Annotated in this window: 23 protein-coding genes; 9 read left to right on the top strand and 14 right to left on the bottom strand. The window is 70.3% G+C overall.

The window, feature by feature from the left end; translation table 11 throughout:
• Positions 1-65 precede the first annotated feature (65 nt).
• Both AC07F3_RS09525 and AC07F3_RS09520 read right to left on the bottom strand, forming a co-directional pair.
• Positions 66-1,094, bottom strand: coding sequence for a YVTN family beta-propeller repeat protein (locus AC07F3_RS09525; RefSeq protein WP_479112142.1), 1,029 nt, complete (start codon positions 1,092-1,094; stop codon positions 66-68).
• Positions 1,095-1,332: 238 nt separating this feature from the next.
• Positions 1,333-1,710 carry a hypothetical protein gene (locus AC07F3_RS09520; RefSeq protein ID WP_479112140.1) on the bottom strand — a complete coding sequence of 126 codons (378 nt, stop codon included), beginning with the start codon at positions 1,708-1,710 and terminating at the stop codon, positions 1,333-1,335.
• Between the two features lie 415 nt (positions 1,711-2,125).
• Between AC07F3_RS09520 and AC07F3_RS09515 the strand changes: the two genes are divergently transcribed.
• Positions 2,126-2,968: an ATP nucleotide 3'-pyrophosphokinase gene (locus AC07F3_RS09515; RefSeq protein WP_479112139.1), complete on the top strand. Its 843-nt coding sequence runs from the start codon at positions 2,126-2,128 to the stop codon at positions 2,966-2,968.
• A gap of 38 nt (positions 2,969-3,006) precedes the next feature.
• On the opposite strand, the gene AC07F3_RS09510 is transcribed toward AC07F3_RS09515, so the two are convergent.
• On the bottom strand, positions 3,007-3,900 hold the full coding sequence (locus tag AC07F3_RS09510; RefSeq protein ID WP_479112137.1) for an alpha/beta fold hydrolase: 894 nt from the start codon (positions 3,898-3,900) through the stop codon (positions 3,007-3,009).
• An 84-nt stretch (positions 3,901-3,984) separates the two neighbouring features.
• On the opposite strand from AC07F3_RS09510, the gene AC07F3_RS09505 reads away from it, so the two are divergent.
• Together AC07F3_RS09505 and gad are read left to right on the top strand one after the other, a co-directional pair.
• Positions 3,985-4,572, top strand: a complete 588-nt coding sequence (locus AC07F3_RS09505) for a CGNR zinc finger domain-containing protein (RefSeq protein WP_479112135.1) — start codon at positions 3,985-3,987, stop codon at positions 4,570-4,572.
• A gap of 280 nt (positions 4,573-4,852) precedes the next feature.
• Entirely contained in the window at positions 4,853-6,283 is a 1,431-nt protein-coding gene (gene gad, locus AC07F3_RS09500) for a glutamate decarboxylase (RefSeq protein WP_479112133.1), read from the top strand.
• Between the two features lie 70 nt (positions 6,284-6,353).
• Here the strand turns inward: gad and AC07F3_RS09495 are convergent, their stop codons facing one another.
• Positions 6,354-7,694 (bottom strand): lipase family protein, encoded by a 1,341-nt coding sequence (locus tag AC07F3_RS09495; protein WP_479112131.1) that lies wholly within the window; start codon positions 7,692-7,694, stop codon positions 6,354-6,356.
• Between the two features lie 635 nt (positions 7,695-8,329).
• Between AC07F3_RS09495 and AC07F3_RS09490 the strand changes: the two genes are divergently transcribed.
• The gene (locus AC07F3_RS09490; protein ID WP_479112129.1) at positions 8,330-8,593 is read left to right on the top strand and encodes a hypothetical protein; all 264 of its coding nucleotides are present in this window, start codon (positions 8,330-8,332) and stop codon (positions 8,591-8,593) included.
• A gap of 21 nt (positions 8,594-8,614) precedes the next feature.
• Here AC07F3_RS09490 and AC07F3_RS09485 read toward each other — a convergent pair whose 3' ends face one another.
• The 5 genes from AC07F3_RS09485 to AC07F3_RS09465 all read right to left on the bottom strand — a co-directional run bounded on the left by AC07F3_RS09485 (position 8,615) and on the right by AC07F3_RS09465 (position 13,222).
• Positions 8,615-8,743 (bottom strand): hypothetical protein, encoded by a 129-nt coding sequence (locus AC07F3_RS09485; RefSeq protein ID WP_479112127.1) that lies wholly within the window; start codon positions 8,741-8,743, stop codon positions 8,615-8,617.
• 187 nt (positions 8,744-8,930) lie between these two features.
• Positions 8,931-9,734, bottom strand: coding sequence for a SigB/SigF/SigG family RNA polymerase sigma factor (locus tag AC07F3_RS09480; protein ID WP_479112125.1), 804 nt, complete (start codon positions 9,732-9,734; stop codon positions 8,931-8,933).
• Between the two features lie 507 nt (positions 9,735-10,241).
• Positions 10,242-11,492 (bottom strand): serine hydrolase domain-containing protein, encoded by a 1,251-nt coding sequence (locus tag AC07F3_RS09475; RefSeq protein ID WP_479112123.1) that lies wholly within the window; start codon positions 11,490-11,492, stop codon positions 10,242-10,244.
• Positions 11,493-12,094: 602 nt separating this feature from the next.
• Entirely contained in the window at positions 12,095-12,541 is a 447-nt protein-coding gene (locus AC07F3_RS09470; RefSeq protein ID WP_479112121.1) for a DUF2267 domain-containing protein, read from the bottom strand.
• 249 nt (positions 12,542-12,790) lie between these two features.
• Complete coding sequence (locus AC07F3_RS09465) at positions 12,791-13,222, bottom strand: Hsp20/alpha crystallin family protein (protein WP_479112119.1); 432 nt, start codon at positions 13,220-13,222, stop codon at positions 12,791-12,793.
• Positions 13,223-13,350: 128 nt separating this feature from the next.
• On the opposite strand from AC07F3_RS09465, the gene AC07F3_RS09460 reads away from it, so the two are divergent.
• Positions 13,351-14,004 carry a type III effector protein gene (locus tag AC07F3_RS09460; protein ID WP_479112117.1) on the top strand — a complete coding sequence of 218 codons (654 nt, stop codon included), beginning with the start codon at positions 13,351-13,353 and terminating at the stop codon, positions 14,002-14,004.
• 783 nt (positions 14,005-14,787) lie between these two features.
• Here the strand turns inward: AC07F3_RS09460 and AC07F3_RS09455 are convergent.
• Complete coding sequence (locus AC07F3_RS09455) at positions 14,788-15,132, bottom strand: MerR family transcriptional regulator (RefSeq protein WP_479112115.1); 345 nt, start codon at positions 15,130-15,132, stop codon at positions 14,788-14,790.
• A 457-nt stretch (positions 15,133-15,589) separates the two neighbouring features.
• Between AC07F3_RS09455 and AC07F3_RS09450 the strand changes: the two genes are divergently transcribed.
• A complete protein-coding gene (locus AC07F3_RS09450; RefSeq protein WP_479112113.1) occupies positions 15,590-15,964 on the top strand; it encodes a hypothetical protein in 375 nt (124 codons plus the stop codon).
• Between the two features lie 198 nt (positions 15,965-16,162).
• Here AC07F3_RS09450 and AC07F3_RS09445 read toward each other — a convergent pair whose 3' ends face one another.
• From AC07F3_RS09445 to AC07F3_RS09430, 4 genes are all read right to left on the bottom strand, one after another.
• Complete coding sequence (locus AC07F3_RS09445; RefSeq protein WP_479112111.1) at positions 16,163-16,477, bottom strand: SCO5918 family protein; 315 nt, start codon at positions 16,475-16,477, stop codon at positions 16,163-16,165.
• Between the two features lie 66 nt (positions 16,478-16,543).
• Positions 16,544-16,852, bottom strand: coding sequence for a CBS domain-containing protein (locus AC07F3_RS09440; protein WP_479112109.1), 309 nt, complete (start codon positions 16,850-16,852; stop codon positions 16,544-16,546).
• A 208-nt stretch (positions 16,853-17,060) separates the two neighbouring features.
• Complete coding sequence (locus tag AC07F3_RS09435) at positions 17,061-18,554, bottom strand: DEAD/DEAH box helicase (protein WP_479112107.1); 1,494 nt, start codon at positions 18,552-18,554, stop codon at positions 17,061-17,063.
• A gap of 338 nt (positions 18,555-18,892) precedes the next feature.
• On the bottom strand, positions 18,893-19,096 hold the full coding sequence (locus AC07F3_RS09430) for a cold-shock protein (protein WP_114037418.1): 204 nt from the start codon (positions 19,094-19,096) through the stop codon (positions 18,893-18,895).
• 451 nt (positions 19,097-19,547) lie between these two features.
• Between AC07F3_RS09430 and AC07F3_RS09425 the strand changes: the two genes are divergently transcribed.
• From AC07F3_RS09425 to AC07F3_RS09415, 3 genes are all read left to right on the top strand, one after another.
• The gene (locus AC07F3_RS09425; protein WP_479112105.1) at positions 19,548-20,114 is read left to right on the top strand and encodes a LemA family protein; all 567 of its coding nucleotides are present in this window, start codon (positions 19,548-19,550) and stop codon (positions 20,112-20,114) included.
• Complete coding sequence (locus tag AC07F3_RS09420; RefSeq protein ID WP_479112103.1) at positions 20,111-21,619, top strand: DUF2207 family protein; 1,509 nt, start codon at positions 20,111-20,113, stop codon at positions 21,617-21,619. Before AC07F3_RS09425 ends, AC07F3_RS09420 begins: the two co-directional genes overlap by 4 nt.
• A 510-nt stretch (positions 21,620-22,129) precedes the next feature.
• The gene (locus AC07F3_RS09415) at positions 22,130-22,966 is read left to right on the top strand and encodes a hypothetical protein (RefSeq protein WP_479112101.1); all 837 of its coding nucleotides are present in this window, start codon (positions 22,130-22,132) and stop codon (positions 22,964-22,966) included.
• Positions 22,967-22,968: the final 2 nt, after the last annotated feature.

Below are 22,968 nucleotides of genomic sequence, written 5' to 3'. Positions count from 1 at the left end.
GTCCCGACAGAAGCCGACGGCGGCCCGGCCGACACCTCAGCCGCAGTGGTCGCGTCGAGCCCGTGTCACCTGCTCGTCAGGGCGAGCGAGGTGGCTTGGGGCAGCCCGTCGGCGTCCAGCGTCGCGGTGACCTTGCCGGCGCGCACGTCGATCGCGGTGATGCCGCCCTTGTCCTCCTGCGCCTGGAACAGCCGCTTGCCGTCGGGGGCCAGGGCGAGCGTGCCGAAGGAGTCCGGCACGGAGATCCGGCGGACCTTCAGAGTGCGGGTGTCCACGACCGAGACACTGCCCTTCGCGGTGTTGGCCACGAACAGGCTCCTGCCGTCCTTGGACAGCTGCGCCTTGAACGGCTGGCCCCCGACCTGCGCCTGGCGGGGTTTCGCGGCGGGATCGTCCACCTGGTACGAGGAGACGGTGCCGCCGTAGTAGTCCGTCGCGTACAGCGTCCTGCCGTCGCGGCTGAGCAGCACCTCGCGCGGGGCCCTGCTGCCGGTGTAGGAAGCGGTGACCTGGTAGTTCGACAGGTCCATGCGATCGATCCGGTTCCTGGAGTAGATGCCGAGGTACGCGGTCCTGCCGTTGGGGCTGATCGCCACGCCCTGGGCCGGGGCGCCGAGTCCCACCGTGCGGACGAGCTTGCCGGCCGTAAGGTCCACCACCGAGAGGGACTGGGCGACCATGCTCGTCACGTACGCCGTCCTGCCGTCGGGGGAGAGCGCGATGCCGTCGGCGTCCACGCCCAGTGGGATCTCCTTCACCAGCCGGTGCCCGACCAGGTCCGCGACCGACAGGGTGCCGCTGTGGTGGTTGGCGAGGTAGGCCAGGCGCTGGTCCTTCGACAGGGCGATGGCCCAGGTCTCCGCCTCCCTGCCGATGCCGAAGCGGGCCACTTCCTTCCCGGTGGCGGGATCGATGCCGACCAGCTCGGTGTTGTCGTCCTTGCTGAGGGTGCTCGGGGTGGTCCACAGCGTCCCGTGCCTGGCGAGGGCGTCGCCGGGCCCGGCCGCGGCGTGGGCGTTCACCGGTGCCGCGCAGACCAGCGCCGCCGCGAGCGCGGCGGCCGCGGTGAGGGTGCTTCGACGGGTACGTCGCATGGGGTCCTCCAGCGGTGGATGGAAGTCTGCCCCGCACGCTAGAGATCCTGCCGACGCCCTGTCGACGGCCGCGCACCACCCGGCGTGGCCGCAACCGGCCCCCGGCCGTTCCCGGCCAGAGGGAGCTCCGCTGCCCCACGAGTCCCGCTGAGGCGTGGGACGGCCCAACGAGCGGGGCCCGGTCGTGTCAGCGCGGTGGCGCATCCTTCCCGCACGCGGGCGCCGGCCGGTCTGCGGGCTAAAGCTCCAACAGGGGCTCCAGGGAGCGCAGTTGGTGGCGGATCTCGTCCAGAGGCTGGGTCTGGTCCCGGTCCAGGACGAGGTAGATGAAGATGCCGCCCTCGCGCAGCCGTGGCAGGGGGCGGATCATGTGCAGCTCCGTGCCGAGGGTGATCAGGATGTCCTCGACGCTGTCCGGGGCATAGCCCAGGAGCTCCAGGGTGTAGAGCTTGGCACGCATGACATCGCTGTCACCGTAGGCGACTTTGTCCATGTCCAGGCCGCTGCCGCGATCCAGCGAGCCGAGGACCCGGCGCTGCTGGAAGTCGACGATCGCCACGCCTGTGGCCCCGCCGATCGCGAGCGCCTTTTCCAGAGCCGTCTCAAGCCTGTCCATCCGTGTACGCCTTCCTTGGAGCAGGATCTTGAGAGGGCTCGATTACGCCCACGCTTCCCGGCTGCTCAAAGCATGCAGGCTAGCGGAGATGGAGTACATCGCGCGCGGGCGGAGAATGCCCGTCCACAGCCGGTTCAGGATCCCACCCGCCTACTACGAAGGCTGCCCCCGGTATGCCCGCGAGGGCCGGCCCGGACGACGACCGTCCGTGCCCGCAGGGCATGCGCGCGGGGGCCGAACACGATCCGCCTCTCTCCTGGCCCGGTGCCGCCGACGGCCTCCGGTCGGCCCGACCTGGGCGCGGGCACGCGGTTGACGGGGAGGCTCGGCAGGCTCGGCGTCAGCGGGGCGCCGGACGCGCCCTCGCGCGGGTGAGAGCACCGGATTCGCTCGGGGAGGCGCTATCTGTGGACGCATGATCACGTCTCGTGGATGGCTGCGTGCCGTCACCGCCCTGGTGGGACTGTCCGCTGTCTTGCTCCCCGCTGCCGACCCCGCCTCCGCAGTCGTCCGGACCTCATCGACGGAACCTGCCCAGACCGCCACCTCCACCGCGGCCGGTCACTGGCGCACCCTCCCGGCCGCTCCCCGTCCGGACGGGGAGGGGTGGGAGGGCGAGGGACTGAGGCTGAATGCCGCGGAGAATCGGAAGGTGGACAGCTATCTCGCGCACGCGGCCGAGGCGGAGCGTGTGATCAGCCGTCAGGTGCGGGCGGCCGCGGCCCAGAGTCAAGCGGAACTGGTGGGCTTCGACCACCGGTTGAAGTCTCCCGACTCGCTCAAGCGGAAGGTCGCCACCGACCTGAAGGAGCACCAGGGGCAGAGCGTCGACGACGCGCTCGCCCGCGTCAACGATGCCGTGCGCTACACCCTTCAGTGGCCCGACGACCGGTACGTGAGCGGCGTGATCGTCGCCTCCGAGCACCTGTCCGCGTGGGGAAACCAGACCATCAAGTGGGCCAATACCTGGGGGCGCGGGACGGGCTACAAAGGTCTCAACACCGGCTGGCGCAGCCCGCAATGGGCCCAGTCGTACGAGGTGCAGTTCCACACCCCCTCCAGCAAGTCCGCGCAACTGGAGACACACAAGCTCTACGAGGAGCTGAGGCTGCCTTCCACCAGCCCCGAGCGCAAGCGGGAACTCCAGGACCAGCAAGAAGCGATCTTCTCCGCGGTACCCGTGCCGGAAGGCGCCCCGCTTCTGTCACCGCCCGACACCCTGCCCCTGACCCGCCCGTTGCTCGTGCCGGCGGCCTGACTCGCGTCCGGGCGCCTCGCCTGACCGGCACGTGGGGGTCAGGTCCAGGTGCGATTGAGGAAGTCGGCCATCAGCGGGGCGATTTCGGGCAGCTGGTCCTCCAGGGCGAAGTGGCCGGTGCCGAAGAGGTGGAGCTCGGCGGCGGGCAGGTCGCGGAGGTAGGCGCGGGCACCGGGCTCGGGGAAGAAGGGGTCGTGGATGCCCCAGGTGATCAGGGTCGGTGGCTGGTGCTCGCGCAGCCACGCCTGCCAGGCGGGGTAGGCGGAGATGTTGCTCTTGTAGTCGTAGGCGAGCGCGCGCTGCGCCTCCTTGCGGCCGGGCAGGTCGAGGAAGTGCTGGTCGAGCAGCCAGCCCTCGGGGGCGACCAACTCCGGTTCGGCGGTGCCGCCTTCGTACTGGGCACGGGTGGCATCCAGGGTCAGCAGGTCGAGGATGGCCTGGTCGGCGCCGGGGATGTCGGGGGTGAGGGCGGTGAAGTCCCGCGCCGCGTCCGAGAGGCCCTCGGCGTACGCGTTGCCGTTCTGGACGATCAGGCCCGCGATCCGCTCCGGGTGCCGCAGGGCCAGGCGGAAGCCGACGGGCGCGCCGAAGTCGAAGAGGTACATCGCGAAACGGGTCAGCCCGAGGCGCTCGGTGAAGCCTTCCACGACGTCTGCGAGCCGATCGAAGGAGTAGGTGAAGTCGTGAGGGGCGCGGGTGTGTCCGAAGCCGGGATAGTCGGGGGCTATCAGCCGGTAGTGCTTGCCGAGGGCGTCCATGAGGCGGCGGAACTGGTGGGAGGCGGAGGGGAAGCCGTGCAGGAGGAGCACCACTGGTGCGTCGGGGCGCTCGGGCAGGGACTCCCGGTAGAAGACCTCCACTCCCTCCACGTGGACGACGCGATGGACGGTCCGGGCGGGTACGGCCAGGTGAGGTGCGGGCGCGGTCGCCATGTCACATGCCCCCTTGGGGAGAAGATGCATTAGTTCTATCGGCGAGACGGCTAATGCGTCAATGGTGGGATGTACCATTAGCGCATGGCTGACAGTGAACCGCTGACCGGTGAGGCACTGGCTCTTGACCTGGTGAACACCCGCCCAGGGTCCGGTGCCCGGCGTGTCGATCTCCTCGCCACGCCACATCAGTTGTCCGACTGGCTGGAGCTGGAGGCGGGCCGTCTGAGGGACGAAGTCCGCGGCGCGGTGCCGACGCGGGATGACCTCGCTCCCATCCACGGCGTGCGCACACACATCGAAGCCGTCGTGCGCGCTCTGCTGGCCGGAGCGGAGCCCCCCGCCTCGGCCCTGCGCGGGCTCACCGAGGCGCAGCGCGCGGCGCCTTCGGTGCGCGAACTCGGCTGGCAGGGTGGCACGGTCACGGCGGTCAGCCGCCGTACGGGCCCGCTCGGAGTCCGGCTCGCGGCGGCCCTTGCCGACGCCGCGGCCGACCTGTTCACCGACCCGGCCATCGCCGGGCTCAAGGAGTGCGAAGCCGGTGACTGCGTGATGGTGTTCCTTCCGGCGCACCCCCGCCGCCGCTGGTGCTCTCCCACCCGCTGCGGCAACCGCACCCGGGTCGCCCGCCACTACCGGCGCCACAACCCCGCGGGGCCCTCGGGTGCGTGACGTGGTCCGCGCGCGTTTCGCGGTTGAGGGCCGGCGGCCGGACGGCGGCAGCACACGGGACCACGAACTACCTTGAGTCGCACGCTTGTTGTGACGGACCGGGCCGCCCCGGCGTGATGAGGAGCCCGGCTCTGTCGCACCTCCCCGGCGCATCACGGCCGGCGCGAACTGCTCCGCGCGCCCGGCGGCGCAAGCCGTGCGCTGGCCTGCGGGCCTGCTTGGGGGAGGGGCGCTCGGGTACCGGAGGGGGCAGACACCTCCCGGGAAAGGACACCCTCCGATGCCTTTGAAGCACCCCCGCCACAACGGACGCGGCCACCGCAGTGTGGCGGCGAACCCCCTCTTCAGCCGGGAGCCGGTCAAGGTGCCTCGTCATGCGCTGCCGAGGGAGGAGATGGATCCCGACACGGCCTACCAGTTGGTGCACGACGAACTCATGCTGGACGGCAACGCCCGCCTGAACCTCGCCACGTTCGTCTCCACCTGGGCCGAACCCCAGGCGCTGCGCCTCATGTCGGAGTGCGCCGAGAAGAACATGATCGACAAGGACGAGTATCCGCAGACCGCCGAACTGGAAACGCGCTGTGTGCACATGCTGGCCCGGCTGTGGAACGCGCCGGACGCCGACGGAGCGGTGGGGTGTTCGACGACCGGGTCGAGCGAGGCGGCCATGCTGGGTGGTCTGGCCATGAAGAGGCGCTGGCAGCAGAAGCGGCGCGCCGAGGGCAAGCCCGCGGACCGCCCCAACCTGGTCATGGGCATCAACGTCCAGATCTGCTGGGAGAAGTTCGCCGACTACTTCGACGTGGAGCCCCGCTACGTGCCCATGGAGGGGGAGCGGTACCACCTCAGCCCTCAGGCGGCGGCCGAGCTGTGCGACGAGAACACGATCGGTGTGATCGCGGTTCTGGGCTCCACCTTCGACGGCAGTTACGAGCCGGTCGCCGAACTCGCCGCCGTCCTGGACGACTTGCAGGCCCGGTCCGGGATCGACGTCCCCATCCACGTGGACGGGGCGTCGGGCGCCATGATCGCGCCCTTCCTCGACCCGGACCTGGTATGGGACTTCCGCCTGCCGCGGGTGGCCTCGATCAACATGTCGGGCCACAAGTACGGGCTGGTCATGCCGGGCGTGGGCTGGGCCCTGTGGCGCGACACGGACGCCCTGCCCGACGACCTCGTCTTCCACGTGAACTACCTGGGCGGTGACATGCCCACCTTCGCCCTCAACTTCTCCCGGCCCGGTGCCCAGATCATCGCCCAGTACTACAACTTCCTGCGCCTGGGCTTCGACGGCTACCGCCGTGTCCAGCAGACGTGTCGGGACGTGGCCACCCGGCTGTCCGGGCACATCGCCAAACTCGGCCCTTTCGAGCTCATCACCGACGGCAGTGAGACCCCGGTCTTCGCCTTCCGCGTCCGGGAGGGAATCACCAACTTCACCGTCTTCGACGTCTCCGCCGCCCTCCGCGAACGCGGCTGGCTCGTTCCCGCCTACACCTTCCCCAAGAACCGCACCGATCTCGCGGCCCTGCGCATAGTCGTGCGCAACGGATTCAGCCACGATCTCGCCGACATGCTCCTGGAAGATCTGCAGCGCGTCCTGCTCCGGCTGGAGAAGCAGCAGGCTCCGCATCGCGACGAGGACGACGCGGGCGGCTTCGCGCATGGTGCCGAGACCAAGAATCCGCGCCGGTCCGGGCGTCACTAGCCGAGCCCGTCCGGGGGTGGCGCGGCGTGCCCGGGCACTGATCGCCTGTGCCCGGTACGCCGTGGTCGCGTCAGGACACCGGGATCGGCCGCTCGGGCTCCAGCGAGTTGCCCTGCGGGATGCGTCCGCAGTCGGACGGAGCCGTCCGGCCGGCGAACCGGTCCCCGAGCCAGCCGATCGCTTCGGGTGCCCAGGCCGCGGCCACCGGGACGTGGCTGAGCAGGTTGTACTGGTGGTAGGCGATCGAGCCGTTGCCGGAGGCGCAGTACTGCCGGGCCAGAGCGCGGACGTCCCCGGCGACCATGACCCCGTCGCCGGTCCCGATGCCCGGCGGGTTGCCGAAGGTTCCTTCGACGACGCCGCCGTTGCCCTGTGCGATGAACCCGGGAGCGGTGGGGGTCGCGGCCGAGCCCAGGTTGATCTTGTTGACCGCCTCGACGAACGCGGTGGCCGAGTTCGGGTTGGCGTACTGCGGCTTGGCCAGCTGCTTCCAGGTCAACCCCGGGTAGTGGCCGAGCGCGTCAAGGAGCGAGCCGTGTTCCAGCTTCGCGTACACCTGCTGGCCGTAGCTGTTCAGGTACTGCTTCAGGTCGATGCCGTACGACCGGGAGACCCCGATGATCGCCATGGGGATGACTCCGGACCACACCAGGGAACCGCCCACGTACTTGAGGTCGTGCGCCGGGTCCACGAGCAGGCCGCCCTCGGCGAAGCCCACGAGCTTCTTGTTCACATCGGGCGCGTAGGCGGGTGCGAGCGCCGCGGCCCAGTTGGTCGCGATGGCGCCGCCGGAGTAGCCCATCAGGCCTACGCGAGTGTCGGCGTTCATGCCGGTTCCGGCCTCGGCGGCGGTCGCGGCCCGGATCGAGTCCAGGGTGTTGACCGCATACTCCGGCCCGGCCGCGAAGTCGGCGGTCTGCCCCTCGGTGTCGGGGATGACCACGTTGTAGCCCTGGGTCAGCAGCGGCACCAGGAAGAGGTTCTCGCTGTTCGCGATGATCCCCCCGAGGGTGACGCCCCCTGCGATGGCGCGGGACGGGCCGTCCTCGGGGTTCAGGGAGTCGTAGAACGACTGGTACGACACCGCCTTGCTGCTGTCACCCTTGATGCTGCGCACCACGGTGGTCACGTTGGCGGCGGGCCGGCCCTGGGCGTCGCTGGTGCGGTAGAGCAGCTGGATCGCCGTGACCGGCGTGGGTAGCCCCACGATGTGGTACTGCAACCTCCGCTTCTTGAGTACGGCGCCCGGTGCGTACGAGGACAACGGCGCGCTGCCGTCGTACGCGTAGAACGAATCGCTCGCCCTGGCCGCCGACGGCGTCGAGGCAGCGGCCGTCGCCGCAGGGACGGCGCCGGTGGCCAGAGCGGTGACAATTGCGGTCGCCAGCAGCCGCTTGGTGTGTCTGAACATGGCTCCCCCGTGGATTGTTAAAAGAGCGACAGGATGGGCTCCAGGTAAGTTACCTTTAGGTAACCCCACTGCATAGAGCCGCGACTGAGGCTTTGTGGACCGGCGTTCGGCAAGCACGGGGGCGGGATCGACGGGCCCTGCCGAGCCTGCCTCCCGTCACATCGGCGAACCCGATGGTCAGGCGCCTCGGATGGCCATCAGCCCCCTGCGTTCGTCCCTGACACCGGCGCCCGAATCTGTGAGGGGGAGCCCGTTCCGCGTCTCCAACGTTCGGGTGAGACACGTGAGTTGACGGCCGAAGACCCAGCAGTCGATGGGGGGCGGCAACGAGGCGCCGAGGACTGGTCTGGAACACGTGCATCAACCCCGTCTGACCGTGGGGTCTTTTGGCCCCATGAGTCGATCACGGCGGCAGGTTGTGACCGAAGGAAATGGCCCCCACCGGTGCGTCGGCGCGTGGCAGACTGCGGGCATGACGATCCGAAGGGGCCATGCCGCGTAGGCCGCCCAGCGCTGTGCGCGCTCAACGACTGCCGCGTAGCAGTGGTCGCCGACTCGAGCAGATCAATGGCCTTGCCCGCGGCTCGCAGGCGGCGGTGACTCGACTGGAGGCCGAGAGGCTGTGGCCCGGTGCCGTGTTCGACGCGCTCGTGGCACTTCGTCGATTCCTCAAGACCCCTGGGAAAGTGCTGTACCTACCGTGGGCGGACTGCCCGTGCTGTGATGTGGTCTCGGCGCGTGACACGCTCGAGACGGCCCTGATCGCGCTGCCGCCGCAGGCTCGCGCTGATCTGCGAGCGATCGTCCGCCGACTGGATGCCGACCTTCTGTTCCGGACTCTGGCGGACCCGCTGTCGCCGGCGGGTCCTTGGTGGCATCGGCGCCTGCGCGATCGCTGAAGCAGTGCGCAAGCGGCCGGATCAGGCGGGCCGCTGCTGTCCGGCGCGTGCCCTCGCGGTGGTCGACCGGCAGGAGCCCGTACCGGTCTCGATGATGTCGCCGCCGAAGGTGAGCCGGTCCTCGATCGCCCGCACGGCCACAAAGAGCATCTCCTCTTCAGGCGCTGCCGGACAGCGAGGGGCGGCGGCTCGGGAACGCCGCTCGCCCGCTGCCGACCGGGCGCACGGAGTGGGACCTGGCGCGCAGGGGGCCAGAGGGCTTCCGGTGGGCGCGAGGGAACCCAGTTCTTTCTCCGCAGAGGGGACTGGCGCGGAGCCGGACCACTCGCGCACGACGTCAGGCGGCGTCCTGGTACCCCGCGAGGACCTGTTCGCGTACGTGGTTGCAGGTGCGGGTGATGAGGCGGGAGACGTGCATCTGGGAGATGCCGAGCTCTCCGGCGATCTGGTTCTGGGTCTTGTCCTGGAAGAACCGCATGTAGAGGATCCGCGACTCGCGCTCGGGCAGGGCCTGGAGGGCCGGCTTGACGGCCTCGCGGTCGACGACCCGGTCGAAGCCGGACTCGACGGTGCCGAGGCTGTCGACCAGCGACATCCCCTCACCGTCGTTGCCGGTGCCGCTGGACTCGGCCTCCAGGGAGAGGGTCTTGAAGGAGCCGATGGCTTCGAGCCCGTCGCGGACCTCGTCCTCCTCGAGCCCGGCCTGGGCGGCGAGTTCGGCGATGGTCGGTTCACCGGGCTGCCCGGCCTGGAGTTCGCTGCGCGCGACGCGGACCTTGTTGCGGAGTTCCTGGACGCGGCGCGGGACATGCACGGACCACAGGGAGTCACGGAAGTGCCGCTTGATCTCACCGGTGATGGTGGGGACCGCGTACGCCTCGAAGGCTCCCCGCGCCGCCTCGTAGCGGTCGACGGCCTTGACGAGTCCCATCGCGGCGACCTGGTAGAGGTCCTCGATGTCGGCGCCGCGGTTGCGGTACTTTCTGGCCAGCCGCTGAGACATGGGAAGCCACTGGGCCACGAGATCTTCACGTACCGCGTCGTGCTCGGGGCCGTCGTCGAGGGCGTGGAGACGTGTGAAGGCCTCGGCGGTGTCGGGTGCGTCGTCGTGAGTGCGCTTGCGCGGCGTAGGCGTGGTCATGGGGTGGCTCCTGCACGTCGGTTGGGCTGGGTGACGGCCGCCGGATCCACATGTGGGCAGGGCGAGTCCGGAGTTGAACGCGCCCTGGACAGGGGGATCCTGCGGGCGTGCCTCCGGTCCGAAGCACGGGGTGCGCCTGCCCCCGGCCCCTTCACGCAAACGGGTCCACGCGTCCTGGGCCGCGCGTTTGGCCGGATGGACGGGGTCCCGCCGACGTCGTCAAGTCGCACGACGCGCGCTCGACCTGCGCGCGGTCGGCGCCCTCACCGGGATGTGACGCCCCTTCGGCGGCTGGCCCGATGGCTCGCTCTCGTGCGGGGAGCGCCGGAAGATCAGCCGCCGTCAGGTGGCGCCCGCTAGAAGGGCGGTATGCGTCGGACCGGGGGAGGCGTGCCGCCGCCCGGTGCGAACCGGTCGACAGCGACTCCGGGTAGGCAGGCCCGTGGGGCGGCCGGCCAGATCCGTGCGTGCTGTCACGCATGCGCAGACCGCCCCGGGACCCGAGCCCTAACGGGACAGCAGCGCACAGACGAAGTCCTCCTCCACGGCGCGCAGGTGCGCCAGCAGGTCGGGGTTGGTCTTCTTGCTCACCTGCGAGTTCACGGACAGGGTGAGGCTGCGGCGGCCGTCCGGAGTGCCCACGCCGAGCTGGGTGTAGCCCGCCGTGTTGCCAGTGTGGCCGTACACCACGCCGCACCGGGTGGTGTACTTGAAGATCGCCAGCCCGGCCTGGTTGGCCCCGGGGCCCGCCGGTTCGGAGGCGCCGTTGACGAAGGCGCGCTGCTGTTTCCGGGTCGCGTCGCCGATCAGGGTGCCGCCTGCGTAGCCGGCCATGAAGGTGTTGAAGTCTGCCGGGGTGGAGACCAGCCCGCCCGATGCCCAGGAACCGGACGCGCCGAACAGAGTGGAGACGTCCTCCGGCGGCATGCCCGGCTCGACGTCGTAGCCGTGCAGGTAGGGCTCGGGCAGTTGGTAGCCGACCGGGAGACTGGTCTGGGTCAGCCCGCGCGGCTGGAAGACCTCCGAGGCCAGCAGATCCTCGTAGCTCCTGCCGGTCGCCGCCTCGGCCATCAGGGCGACGGCGATGTTGTCGGAGTTGGAGTACTGGTAGCGGGACCCGGGCGCGAACTCCAGGTCCTGGTCGGCGACGAAGTCGAGCAGGTGCCGGGAGTCGAACACGTGGTGCGGGTCGGCCCGAATCACGTCGACGAACTCCGGGGACGCACTGTAGTCCGGCAGCCCGCTGGTGTGGTTGAGCAGCTGACGCAGCGTCACCTGGCCCCAGGCGGTCGGCAGTGAGGGCAGCCGCTTGGCGATGGTGTCGTCCAGGCCGAGCACCCCGCAGTCGACCAGTCGGAGCGCGACCGCACCGCTGAACGCCTTCGCCGCGCTGGCCAGCCGCATGTGATCGGTGGCGCGGGGCGGGCGCTTGGTGCCGAGCTCGGCAACCCCGGCCCGTACGACGCGTACCCGACCGTCCGTGCGGAGCACCGCGATGGCGCCGGGTGGCCCGTCGGGGCGTTCAACGAGCTCCCGCAGCCTGGCCCGCAGCGGCCCGTCTCCGTCGTCGTGGGGAGCGGCCCCGGCCGGGGCGGCGAGTGCCAGCGAGGCGGCGAGCAGGGCGACGATCGCACGGCCGCCATGGCGGGGCAGCGGCAGACGACGGTAACGCAGTGACACGACGGGCCTCCGAAGGACGACGCGGCGGGACGGCTGCTGCTCTGGCCGCCTTGCATCCCCCGCCGGTACGCCATGCATCACCTGCCTACGACCGACCGAAACGCCCCACCACCCGAAGGGCCCCACCCAGCGGAGCACGCGGCCTTCGGGGCGGGATGGCCCTCCCGCGGGCCCCCGTGGGTCTGTGACTTCCCCAGTACCCGGAGGCCAAGCCTCCCGGGGCTTGGGGTTGCGTGAGCTTGGCCCAGGACAGCGCCGCGTGACCCTGTAGGTGAGAAGTCATGGTGAGACGGGGGACGTCAAGGTCAACCAGGCCTGTAGGCACGGAAGTTGATCGCGGCGACGATGCTCTCCTCTCTCTGCTGAGCCGGGCCGGTGGCTGCGCGGTGTCGCGGCCAACCCCGCCGCGCCGTCAGACGCTCCCCCTCGCGGGGCGGGCCCGTTCGTCACCCAGCACCCCAGGGGCGTGTCCGGCCTTCCCTGGTCGGGGGGATGCCGGGACGCCCTGGCCTGTGACCAGTGCTCGGCCCTTGCTTGAACAGGCGTACCGGATTGAGGCACTCCGTGGGCGAGTCAGCCGGCGGGCCGAGATATGGGGCCAGCCGGCGTGCGTGTCCCGAAGGGGGACGCGGGCCGGCTGGACGGTGTGCAGGGTGTGAGAGGGGGACGGGCTCCTGGGGCTACGCGGCTTGGGTGAGTTCGGCGCGGCCGAAGAGAAGGGCGTAGCCGGAGGGGAGTTGGGCGAGGATGCGCGTGAGCAGGTCGGGCCCGGCCAGCGGCGCGATGATGGACAGGACGGAGCCGGTGTCCCAGCGGGTGGTCGCGAGGCTGGCGTGGGCGCGGTCGGCCAGGTCCTTGACGAACTCCCAGCCGGTGAGGGGCCGGGCGCTGGGGATCTGTTCGGCGAGGAGGAGCGCGGCCTGGTGGGGCAGCCGAGCGGCCAGTTCGACGCGTTCTTCGCCCGTCAGCTGGCGTCCGAGCCCTGCGACCACCATGCGGAGCGCCTGCTCGGCTCTCTCCCTGGTGGGGTAGGCGCCTTCGTAGCGGACCTTCTCCAGCAACTGCTCGTAGGTCATCGCGAGCGACTGCCGGGGCTTCGTCTGCAGGTCGGACATCACTGCGGTCATGGCCTTTCTCTTGCCGGGGACGAGATGCGGTCGTGAGTCGGTGTGCCGGTGCCGTGCGGGTGCCGAGCGGAGGGGGGGGACTGCGGAGGCGGCCGCCTTCGCATGCTTTTCCGAGTCCGACGCCGCAGGGCCGGATGAGAGGCCCGACGCGGATAACACCGGCTGGGGTGCTGGTCTCTTGCCCGGCGCGGAGGACGGGCGGACGGGAGCGACTCCGTCCTCCGCGCGTCCGGGGCGAGCGACTCCGGCTCAGCCGGAGATTTCCTTGCGAGTGGACTGTGCGCCGATGGTGATCTTGCGGGGCTTGGCACGCTCGGCGATCGGGATCCGCAGGACGAGGACTCCCGCGTCGTAGTCGGCCTGGATGCGTTCAGTGTCGAGGGTGTCGGCCAGCACGAGCTGGCGGGAGAAGACGCCCATCGGCCGCTCGGAGAGTTCCAGCTGCACGCCCTCTGCCTTCGACACGGGGCGCCGCTCGGCCTTGACGGTCAGCATGTTCCGTTCGACGTCGACGTCGATCGACTCCGCGCTGACGCCGGGGAGGTCGAACGCGACCACGTACTCGTCACCCTCGCGGTAGGCGTCCATCGCCATCGCGGCGGGCTTCGACCAGGTGCCGGGGCTCATCAGCTGCTGGGTCAGCCGGTCGAACTCACGGAAGGGGTCGGTGCGCATCAACATCGTGAAACACCTCCAGTGGGGTCGGGCAGTACCTGCCAATGCGCGTCACACCAAACGTTGTAGCATGTCATCCAATGGATGACAAACACGGTGTCGTCGACGCGACGACAAGCGCGAAGAAGGTACCCATGGCAGCCCCTGACCAGCCCTCATCCCGCAGCGGCGACGCTCAGAGCCCGGCCTCGTTCCTCGCCGCCGCGGCAGCTCTGGAAACCATCGACAACGCTCTTCGCACGGCCCAGCAGGGCTCGGACCGAGGCGCCGGCATAGGCGCGGGTCCCGAGCAGGCCCTGGCCTCGCTCCTGCTGCTGCGACAGGTCCGCGAGCAGCTCGCCGGATGGGAAACCGGCCTGATCGAAACGGCCCGAGATGCCGGAGCGAGCTGGGCCGACCTCGCCCATCCCCTCGGCGTCGCCAGCCGCCAGGCGGCCGAACGCCGGTATCTGCGCAACCGCCCCGGCCGGGCGGGGAGCACGGGTGAGCAGCGCGTTCAAGCCACCCGTGAGCGTCGCGCGGCGGAACGCGGTGCCGCGGCCTGGGCCCGTGACAACGCCGCTTCCCTGCGCCGTCTCGCCGCCCAGATCACTGCTCTCACCGACCTGCCCACCGCCGCCCACGTACCGATCGGTCGACTCGACGCGGCCCTCGCCCATGACGACCCCGCAACCCTCCTTCCTCCCCTGAACGCGACCCGGCCCTACCTCACCGAAGCGCACCCGGATCTCGTCGCCCGCCTGGACGCCCTCCCGAACACAGAGACCGGACGGGCAAGCAAGGGCTGACCACCGTTGGGCGACTTGCCCAAGGTCAGCCGGCTGGAGGGGCGCGGCGATCGAGGCCACTCCGGCTCGCGGCGAAGTCCGGGCGGGGGACGCGGCTGGGCCGGGGCGCGAGGTATCCCCGCGGCTGGGCCGGGGCGCGAGGTATCCCCGCGCCTGGTGCATTCGCAGGGGGCATGCGGTGTCCTCGGGGCCGGCTTCACCTGCGACGCGAACCAATGTGGCGACCGGCCTGCGGCTGGACGCCCCGCACAGCGCACCCGCCTCGCCCGTTGTCCTCAGCCGGCCGGACGAGGCCGCGCCCGGGCAGAGGTGGAACCCCGTGTCCTGACGCCGGCGCCAGGACAACATCGACCGGGGCGGACCGGCGCCGTCGGGCCGCCCGGCAGGTTCCGCCCCACCGGGGGATGCGACGTACGGCCTTGTCGCCACGTCACGTCAGGACATCCAGCACGGTTACACCCAGCAGTGCTCGCGGTACGAGCACGTGGCTGTCGACCTTCGCGCCTTGTTGTCCGGCCGCTGAACCGTCCATCAGCCGACACGGCTCGGCACGAAAGCGCAGGGCGCCCCGGTGGTGTGTGATGCGAGTCTCCGCGAGTGCCCGGTGCTCCGCCGTCGGCCCAACTACCCTGGATCAGCAGGGTAGTTCAGGCGCAGATCGTCCTGCGGAGCGGCGCCGGGCGCGGCCCGCCGCCGAGGGATCGACGGGTGGGCGAGCGGGGCCGGGCCCAGGTGAGGGCCCGGTGATCGCTTCGCGTGCATTGGCCGGTTCGGCCGACGTACTCAGGCGGAACCGGAACCCTCCACCGTCTGCTTCGCCTTGCGGCGGTACTCGGCGTTGAGGCGCTGTGCTTCCTCAAGTTGGTCCTCGAGGATGACGATCCGGCAGGCTGCCTCGACCGGGGTCCCCCGATCCACCAGTTCGCGGGCGCGCGCGGCGATCCGTAGCTGGTAGCGGGAGTAGCGCCGGTGTCCGCCCTCGGACCGGAGCGGTGTGATGAGCCGCGCCTCGCCGATGGCTCGAAGGAACCCCGGGGTGGTCCCGAGCATCTCGGCGGCTCGGCCCATGGTGTAGGCCGGGTAGTCGTCGTCATCCAGACGATCGCTCAGTGGATTATCTGCTGTCATGTCACCTCGTTCTGCAACGCGTCGAGGGGCCCTGGTGCCGTACGGCACCAGGGCCCCGAGGGAATTGAACACCATCTGCCGACGCTATCGCCGCGCCGACCTTCCGTTTCCGCCGCCCGGCCCGGAAAGGGGCAGGGGAGCGGGGGATGGAGAGTGCGTGACCGGGGACCACCTTCCGTTCCGGGGACCTAGCCGTACCCGGCCGGAACCCTCCTCGGCCGGGCGATCCTGATGGCGTCTGCTCCTCCGTCCTTGGGCGGACCGGTCTGTCTGTAGAGCCAGTCCAGCGGGACTGGTGGTTCTCCCGCCAGTTCATCTCTGCCGGGCATCTCTGACTGTCTCGACGAAAGAAACCCTAGCCACGTGTCGGGCCAATGTCTACTCTGGCAAACATAGATTTGTCGGCCGGGACTCTGGGGTGGGAAGCGGGAGCAGCCGCTGGATAGAATCGGCTCCCATGTCGAACCCTGACGAGCTGCTCGTGGGTATCTCCGCCATGGTGGAGTCCGCGCAGAGCAATCGGATGTCGCTGACCGTTGTTGTCGATGGTGCTGTCATCACCGGCCGACTGGCTCCCGAAGCCGTGTGGAGGGAACGGGTCTCGGAGGTACTCAAGGACTCCGACGACCTCGACTCGTTCTCGGAGGTCTTCATCGAGGACGGGCCCCGGGACCGGGCCGGGCGTGGCGAGGCGCCCACGCACCTCCACTTCCATCTCGCCCGGATCCTCCAGGGCAACGTCGGCATCCCCGAGACCGGTGGGATGTACCGCGTGGCCATCAAGGACGTCAGCGCCTGGACGGTGGGCGACTTCAGGTACTCCGACGGCTGAGGGCCCCCGAGGACCGGAGGGGCGCCCGAGCCGGGAGCGCGTGCCCGGCTCCCGCCCGGTGGACCGGCGGCACCCGACGGGACAGACGCGGCCGGTCGGACGGAACGATTGGACGACGACAACGATGAAGGGCCCTGCCGACGCGCGTCGGCAGGGCCCTTCATCGTTGGCCGGTGGGTCAGCCTCCGGCGGTCTTCGTCACACCCCGAGCGAGCTGGGACTGCCCAGCAGCGCCGACGCCGTCTCAAGCGGCGTCAGGCCGTACGAGGGGACGGCCTCGTGGCCGCTTCGGCAAGTGAAGCCGAGCCGTGTCATGGCCCGGGTCACCTCCGCTCCGGTGAAGTCGCGGCGGTCCTGACGGGTGATGACTTCGCCCACCTGCTTGACGGGGTAGTGGCGGCGGCCGATGAGCACGGACTCGCCCGTGATCGCCTCCGGCTTCACACCCTTCATCGAGGTCAGCACCCCGCTCTTGGTGAGGTCGAACGGGAACCGGGCGATGACGCAGCGCATGATGCCTCACAGGGGAAGGAAGGTCACTGGGAAGGGGGAGGAGGTTCGGGCCGGGGCCCGGATCGATCAGCGGGACAGCGCGAGAGCGCCCGGGCCGGGCCCGCGCGCGCCTGCCACCACGCAGGGGGCACCGGGCTGCCGCAGGCGCGTCGCACGCCCGGCGCCAGGCACAGGAGCGGTGACGGGTCCGGCGTACGCCCCGTCGTCGCCGAGGACGTCCCGCAGCCGGAGACGGTCCGTGTAGACGGAACTGTTGTGGACGGCGAGGAGCCGGGCGTGGGTGATGGAGCCCGTGACCTGTTCGTCCCGATCGCACACCCGCAGGAACCCGACACGAGCACCGGCCATGACGGCCAGCGCCACCTCGACGGTCATGTCGTCACAGACCTGGGGCCCGGGCAGATGCTGGGCCTCGATGCCTTCCGCAGTCGAGCGGGGGAGCTGCGTGGGGCGTTGGCGCGACTGAACCGGTGTCAAAGGAATGCCTCCAGCTGGGTCGGACGGGTTCTCTTCGTTCACCACGGTCGGATCCGAGACCGCGGGCCATGACCGCGGGAGCAACGCGACGTGGTCTGCCGCGGTGCTAAGCGGCCGTGGTGGCGGTGGTCGAGCGCTGCGCGGTCCGGCGTGCCGCCTCGCCGCCGGAGCGGCCCTGGCCCGCGCGGCCACGGCGACCGCGGGACGCGGCGGAGGTGCTGCGGCGGGGACGCTCCGACGGGGGCGCGGTGATGGTGACTGGGATTCCCGACGGGGCCTGCGCGCCGGTGATGCGGCTCAGTTCGGCTTCGCCCGAGCGGACCTGAGTGGTCTGCGGGGTGATGCCGGCGGCGGTCATCAGCCGGCTCATCTCGCGGCGCTGGTTGGGCGTCACCAGCGTGACGACGCTGCCGGACTCGCCCGCGCGGGCGGTGCGGCCGCCCCGGTGCAGATAGTCCTTGTGGTCGGTGGGCGGATCGACGTTCACGACGAGGTCGAGGTTGTCGACGTGGATTCCGCGTGCCGCCACATTGGTCGCCACGAGTACCGTCACGTGCCCGGACTTGAAGCGGGACAGGGTTCGGGTGCGCTGCGGCTGGGACTTGCCGCCATGCAGCGCGGCGGCCCGGACACCGCTGTTCAGCAGGTGCTCGGTCAGGCGGTCCACGGCGTGCTTGGTGTCCAGGAACATGATCACCCGGCCGTCCCGGGCGGCGATCTCCGTGGTGGTGCGGTGCTTGTCCGTGCCGTGCACGTGGAGTACGTGGTGCTCCATGGTGGTCACCGCGCCGGCGGACGGGTCGACGGAGTGGACGACCGGGTCGGTCAGATAGCGACGGACCAGAAGGTCGACGTTGCGGTCCAGCGTGGCCGAGAACAGCATCCGCTGACCGTCCGGGCGCACCTGGTTCAGCAGTTCGGTGACCTGGGGCATGAAGCCCAGATCGGTCATCTGGTCGGCCTCGTCGAGCACGGTGACAGCGACCTGGTCGAGGCGGCAGTCGCCGCGGTCGATGAGGTCCTTGAGGCGGCCCGGCGTGGCGACGACGACCTCCGCACCAGTACGCAGCGCACCGGCCTGCTTGCCGATCGACATCCCGCCGACCACCGTGGTCAGTCGCAGCCGCACGGAGCGGGCGTACGGAGTGAGGGCGTCGGTGACCTGTTGTGCCAACTCGCGGGTCGGCACCAGCACGAGGGCCAGCGGCTGCCGCGGCTCGGCGCGTCGGCCGGCCGTACGGGCCAGCAGCGCCAGGCCGAAGGCGAGCGTCTTGCCCGAACCGGTGCGCCCACGGCCGAGAACGTCGCGGCCCGCGAGCGAGTTGGGCAGGGTCGCGGCCTGGATCGGGAAGGGTACGGTGACGCCCTCGTGGCCCAGCGCGCTCAGCAACTGGGCCGGCATGTCGAGCTGGGCGAACGCCTCAACGGCGGGCAGCGCACGGGTGACCGTCTTCGGCAGTGCGAACTCGCCCCGCGGCCCGGACTGTCGGGAGCCGGGGCCTGAACGGCGCGGGGAGCCGGTGCGGCTTCCGCCCCGCGGCGTGCTCGGATTTCCGGTGCGAGTGCGGGCGAAGCGGTCGTTTGAGCGCGTGCGGTTCAAGTGGAGCCTTCCTTGACGTGGCACGTATCAAGGAATTCTCGCAGAAATGAGCAGCGCAGAGAATTGCAAGAACGAGCCGGAGGAAATGAGAGCCGAATCGAATGAGGAGCCGGGTCGGCGGGATATTGCTCGCGACAGGTTTCGCGGGTCCGTATGACGGCGATTCCTGCGGGGGGCCGGTCGTGGGCGGGCTGCCCGTTCCGGGTGGAGCATCCGACGGAGATTCGTACGTGAGTCCGCAGCGTTCGTAGAGAACGGGAGACATATCCCCTGAAACGCAGCGAGCTGGGGCCCGCACCCCAAGGTGCGGGCCCCAGCTGCGAAGTGTTGTGCCGACGTCAGGCGGGAACGATGTTCTCGGCCGTCGGGCCCTTCTGCCCCTGCGCGATGTCGAAGCTGACCTTCTGGCCCTCCGACAGCTCGCGGAAGCCCTGGGCGGCGATGTTCGAGTAGTGGGCGAACACGTCAGCGCCGCCACCGTCCTGCTCGATGAAGCCGAAGCCCTTTTCCGCGTTGAACCACTTCACAGTTCCAGAAGCCATGTTATTTCTCCTTGAGGGCGGTGCTCGGAGCGCACACTGCGTGCACCCCGTGTCGCCGTGATGATCACCCTGCCGGGAAACAACCGGAGCCAGAAAGAATCGCCACCAGGAATATCCGGCGGGGATCCTTGCAAGATTTTGGGAACCACAACTGCAACTGAGATCGACAGTAGCATGGTGCGACCGGCCGTGCGCGGCGAATAACTCCGTTCTGCGTGTCGGGCAAGTAATATTCATTGTGCTCCACGTCTAATTCTCACTTCACCGGCACAGATATTGATGTGCCCGGGACCCACGGTTTCCCCTGCGGAAGTGCGGGCGGCCGGTCCGGCGACTCCTGGCGTAAGGGGCGCGGTCAGGCTGTCGGTCGGCTTCCCGACCGGGGGCTTATCATCTCCAAGTTCGGCCGGGGGGCCGATCTTCGATCGCAAATTTTCTTGGGGGCGACACCATGGGTGTCATCGTTGGTGCAGTCATCGTCGTGGTCATAGCCGCGCTGGCGTGGTGGCTGGTCAGTACGTACAACCGGCTGGTGCGACTGCGCAATCAGACGCAGGCGTCCTGGGCGCAGATCGACGTTCAGCTCAAGCGTCGGCATGAGCTGATACCGAACCTGGTCGAGGGCGCGCGCGGGTATGCGGCGCACGAGCGCGGAACGTTCGAAGCCGTCGTCGCGGCGCGAGGAGCGGCCACGGGCGGCGACCTCGGTGTCATGGACAAAGCGGCCGCCGAGGATGCGCTGACCGCTTCCCTCGGCAGGCTGATCGCGCTGGGCGAGAGCTATCCGCAGCTGAAGGCGGACCGGCATTTCGCCACGCTGCAGGAAGAACTCACCACCGCGGAAGACAAGATCGCCTATGCGCGGCAGTTCTACAACAGTGCCGTGCAGAGCTATCACAGCGCTCTGGAGAGCTTCCCCGGCAACGTCGTGGCCGGTCTGGGCGGCGCTCATGCGCGCAGGGAGTACTTCGAGGCCGGGGCCGCTCCTCAGGACGCGGTGCAGGTGAGGTTCGCGTGAGCTTCGCAGCGGAGCTGTACTGGGGCGGGGCGGGTCTGATCGGGCTGTGGCTCGCGGCTTTCGGGCTGGCCCTGGCGGCCACGCGCAACGGCACCGTGCACACCGGCCCCGCCACCCAGGAGTTCGGGCCCGACCCGGAGTCCCCCGGCGTCGTCGCGCTGCTGGCCAACCGGTGGCGGTCCGTCGACCGCGCCGCCGCGGCCGTTCTTCTGGACCTGGCGGCCCGCGGTCTCATCGAGGTGCGCCAGCCGGACGACGACCCCGCCCGCAGCACGGTGCACGTCACCGGCAAGGACGCGCAGGGCCTCACCCCGTACGAGCGACGGGTCTTCGACCGCGTCGTCGAACAGGCCGGTGAGACCGGTGCCCCGATCGGGGCCATCGCCTTCCGTGCCGAGGAGAGCGCGAAGTCCTGGAACAGCGCACTGCACCAGGAGATCGTCTCCGAGGCGCGGCGGCGCGGGCTGTCCCGGCCGCGCTTCGCGCGTCTGCTCGTGGGCGCGTTCTACGTGACCGCCTTCGCTCCCGGCGTGTTGTTCGCGGTGGCCGCCGTTTCCGGTGGACACGGCATTCGCGGCGCCCTGGTGGTCGGCGCCGTCCCGGCGGTCGCGCTGATGTGGCTACTGGCCCGCGTGCTCGGGGAGCGGGCAACCCCGCACGGCCTCGAACGCGCGGGGCACTGGGCCGGGGTCCACTCCTGGTTGCACGCCCACGAGGAGTTCGCGCAGCTGCCCCCGGCGGCGGTCACCGTGTGGGACCGCTACCTCGGTTACGGGACGGCCCTCGGAGTCACCAGCCGCGCCGGTCGCCTGCTCGGGTTCGACGCGGGTGACAAGCGCCGGGTCTGGTCCTCCTACGGCGGCACCTGGCGTCCGGTCAGGATCCGCTACCCGCGGCTGCGCCCCGGCTTCGGCGCCACGACGCCCCGACTGCTGCAACTCGCCTGTGCCGCAGGCGTGGTGGCCGTGAGCCTGTGCCTCTTCGCGGTGCTGCGCCAGCCGGACTGGGCCGTCACCACCGGCCCTGACGCGGACCATTCGCTGCGCCGCCCCGGGCTGCTGCTCAGCGCCGGCTGGGTGGGCGCCGCCCTGCTCGGTGTGGCGGTCGCCGGCCGCTTCGGCCGCTGGACGCTGTTCGTGGGATTCCTGGCGATGATGCCCGGCAACTTCGCCGGTTCCCACGCCTGGCTCGACGACGCCATGGACGGGCCGCTGCCGATCGAGACGGCCCTGATCGTCTGCTTCGGCGTGCTGACCGCGTATTACCTGACCCTCGCGGCCCTGGAGCGGCGCGTTCCGCTCACGCTCACCGGAGAGGTGCTGCGCATGGAGCCGCGTCGGCGCAAGTCGGCGCCGCGCTTCCTCGCCCTGGACACGGGCGAGGGTGACCGCACCATCGCATGGGCGCTGCCGCCCGACTCACCGGATGCCGCACCGGGCAGCGTGGTGCGTCTGGAGGTGTCACCGGGAACACGGGCCGTCCGCTCGGCGGCCGTGGTGGTGTGACAGACCGCGGCGTGTCGGCCGGTCAGCCCTCTGGGCGCCGGCCGGCTGCTCGCTCTGCTCCTGCGGAACGGCGGACCTTGTCCTGGAGGCGCCGGCGCAGTTCGGGGTCCAGGGTGCGCTCCGCGGCGGCCTGAGTTCGTTCAGCTGAGCCCGCAGCTGCTGGGCGTGACGCCGGCCGTTGTCGTCTGCTGGGCTCAGGAGCGCTCCACGGACTTCGCGGGATGCGATGAACCAGGGAGAAACAGCGAACCAGGGATGGGGCATGTCGAACCGCTACGGGTTGTGATCACTGGTGGCGTCGGCGGCGGGCTGCCGCGTCCGGTCAACGCACATCGGTTTGCCTCGTAGGGCGTCGCCCCCTCTCCGGCGGACACGCGGGCCCAGCTCAGGCATCGCGTGCTTCCTCCTCAAGTGAGCGGGTTCGAGGTGTTGTTCTGGGCGCGTCGGTGCGGCCGACTCGTACTCGAACCCCCTTGCGGGGAAGGCCGCCTTCGTGTTGACACTGGTCGCATGATCAGGGCGGCGAGGGAGCTTCTACCGGCGGGCGGTCTCGTCCTGGGCGTGCCGGACGGGTGGCCAGGGCCGCCGCCGCTGCATTTCGAGCGGGGCACGGACAGAGGCTGGAACCTCCGGCAGGGCGAACAACCACTGATCCAGGCCCGGTCGGAGGGCGAAGGCTGCTGCCGCGAGCTTCATCTGCGCCGCCTTTCCGGCCACCGCTCGCCACTGCCGCATCTGACCGCCGCGGAGATGCGGACCGGGGCCGACTGGTCGCACCGGTACGCACGGTGGCTGGAGGAGACGGTGCACGGCCCCTTGCACTCGGGGCGATGGCGCCTGACCCCGCGCACCACGTTCGCCCCGGGCATCTGGAGCTGCGACCTCGTCCAGGACTGGCCGGACGTCACCCTCGACATGCTCTGCGGAGGCGGCTGGCACGGTGTCCTGCCACTGCGCCCGCTTCCCGCCCCGGATGCCCCGCGTGTGAAGGCGTACCGCAAACACGTCCGCGAGGGCACCCTCGCCCCCGTCCTGCTGTGGTGGGTCTCGTTTCTGGACGGATGGCTCATTCTCGACGGCCACGACCGGGCCGCGGCCGCGCTGGCCGAGGGGACGCAACCGGCCTGCGTGGAACTGGTCCGCGTACCGGACGAACCTGACTGGCAGGCAACCGCGGAGCACGCCACTGAGGCATATGAGGAACGGTTGGCGCGCCTGGCCGCGCTCCCCAAGGGCCCGCACACCGCACGCCAACGGCAGGCACTGGACCAGGGCTACGCCGCCGCGATCTCCACCTTGCCGTACGACGCGGAGACCACCCCCATGTTCGAGCGCCCCCGCGACTGAGA

The sequence above is a fragment of the Streptomyces sp. NPDC045846 genome, assembly GCF_056431605.1.
The sequence above is the reverse complement of the archived record's forward strand: the minus strand, read 5'-3'. Positions and strand labels throughout refer to the sequence as shown.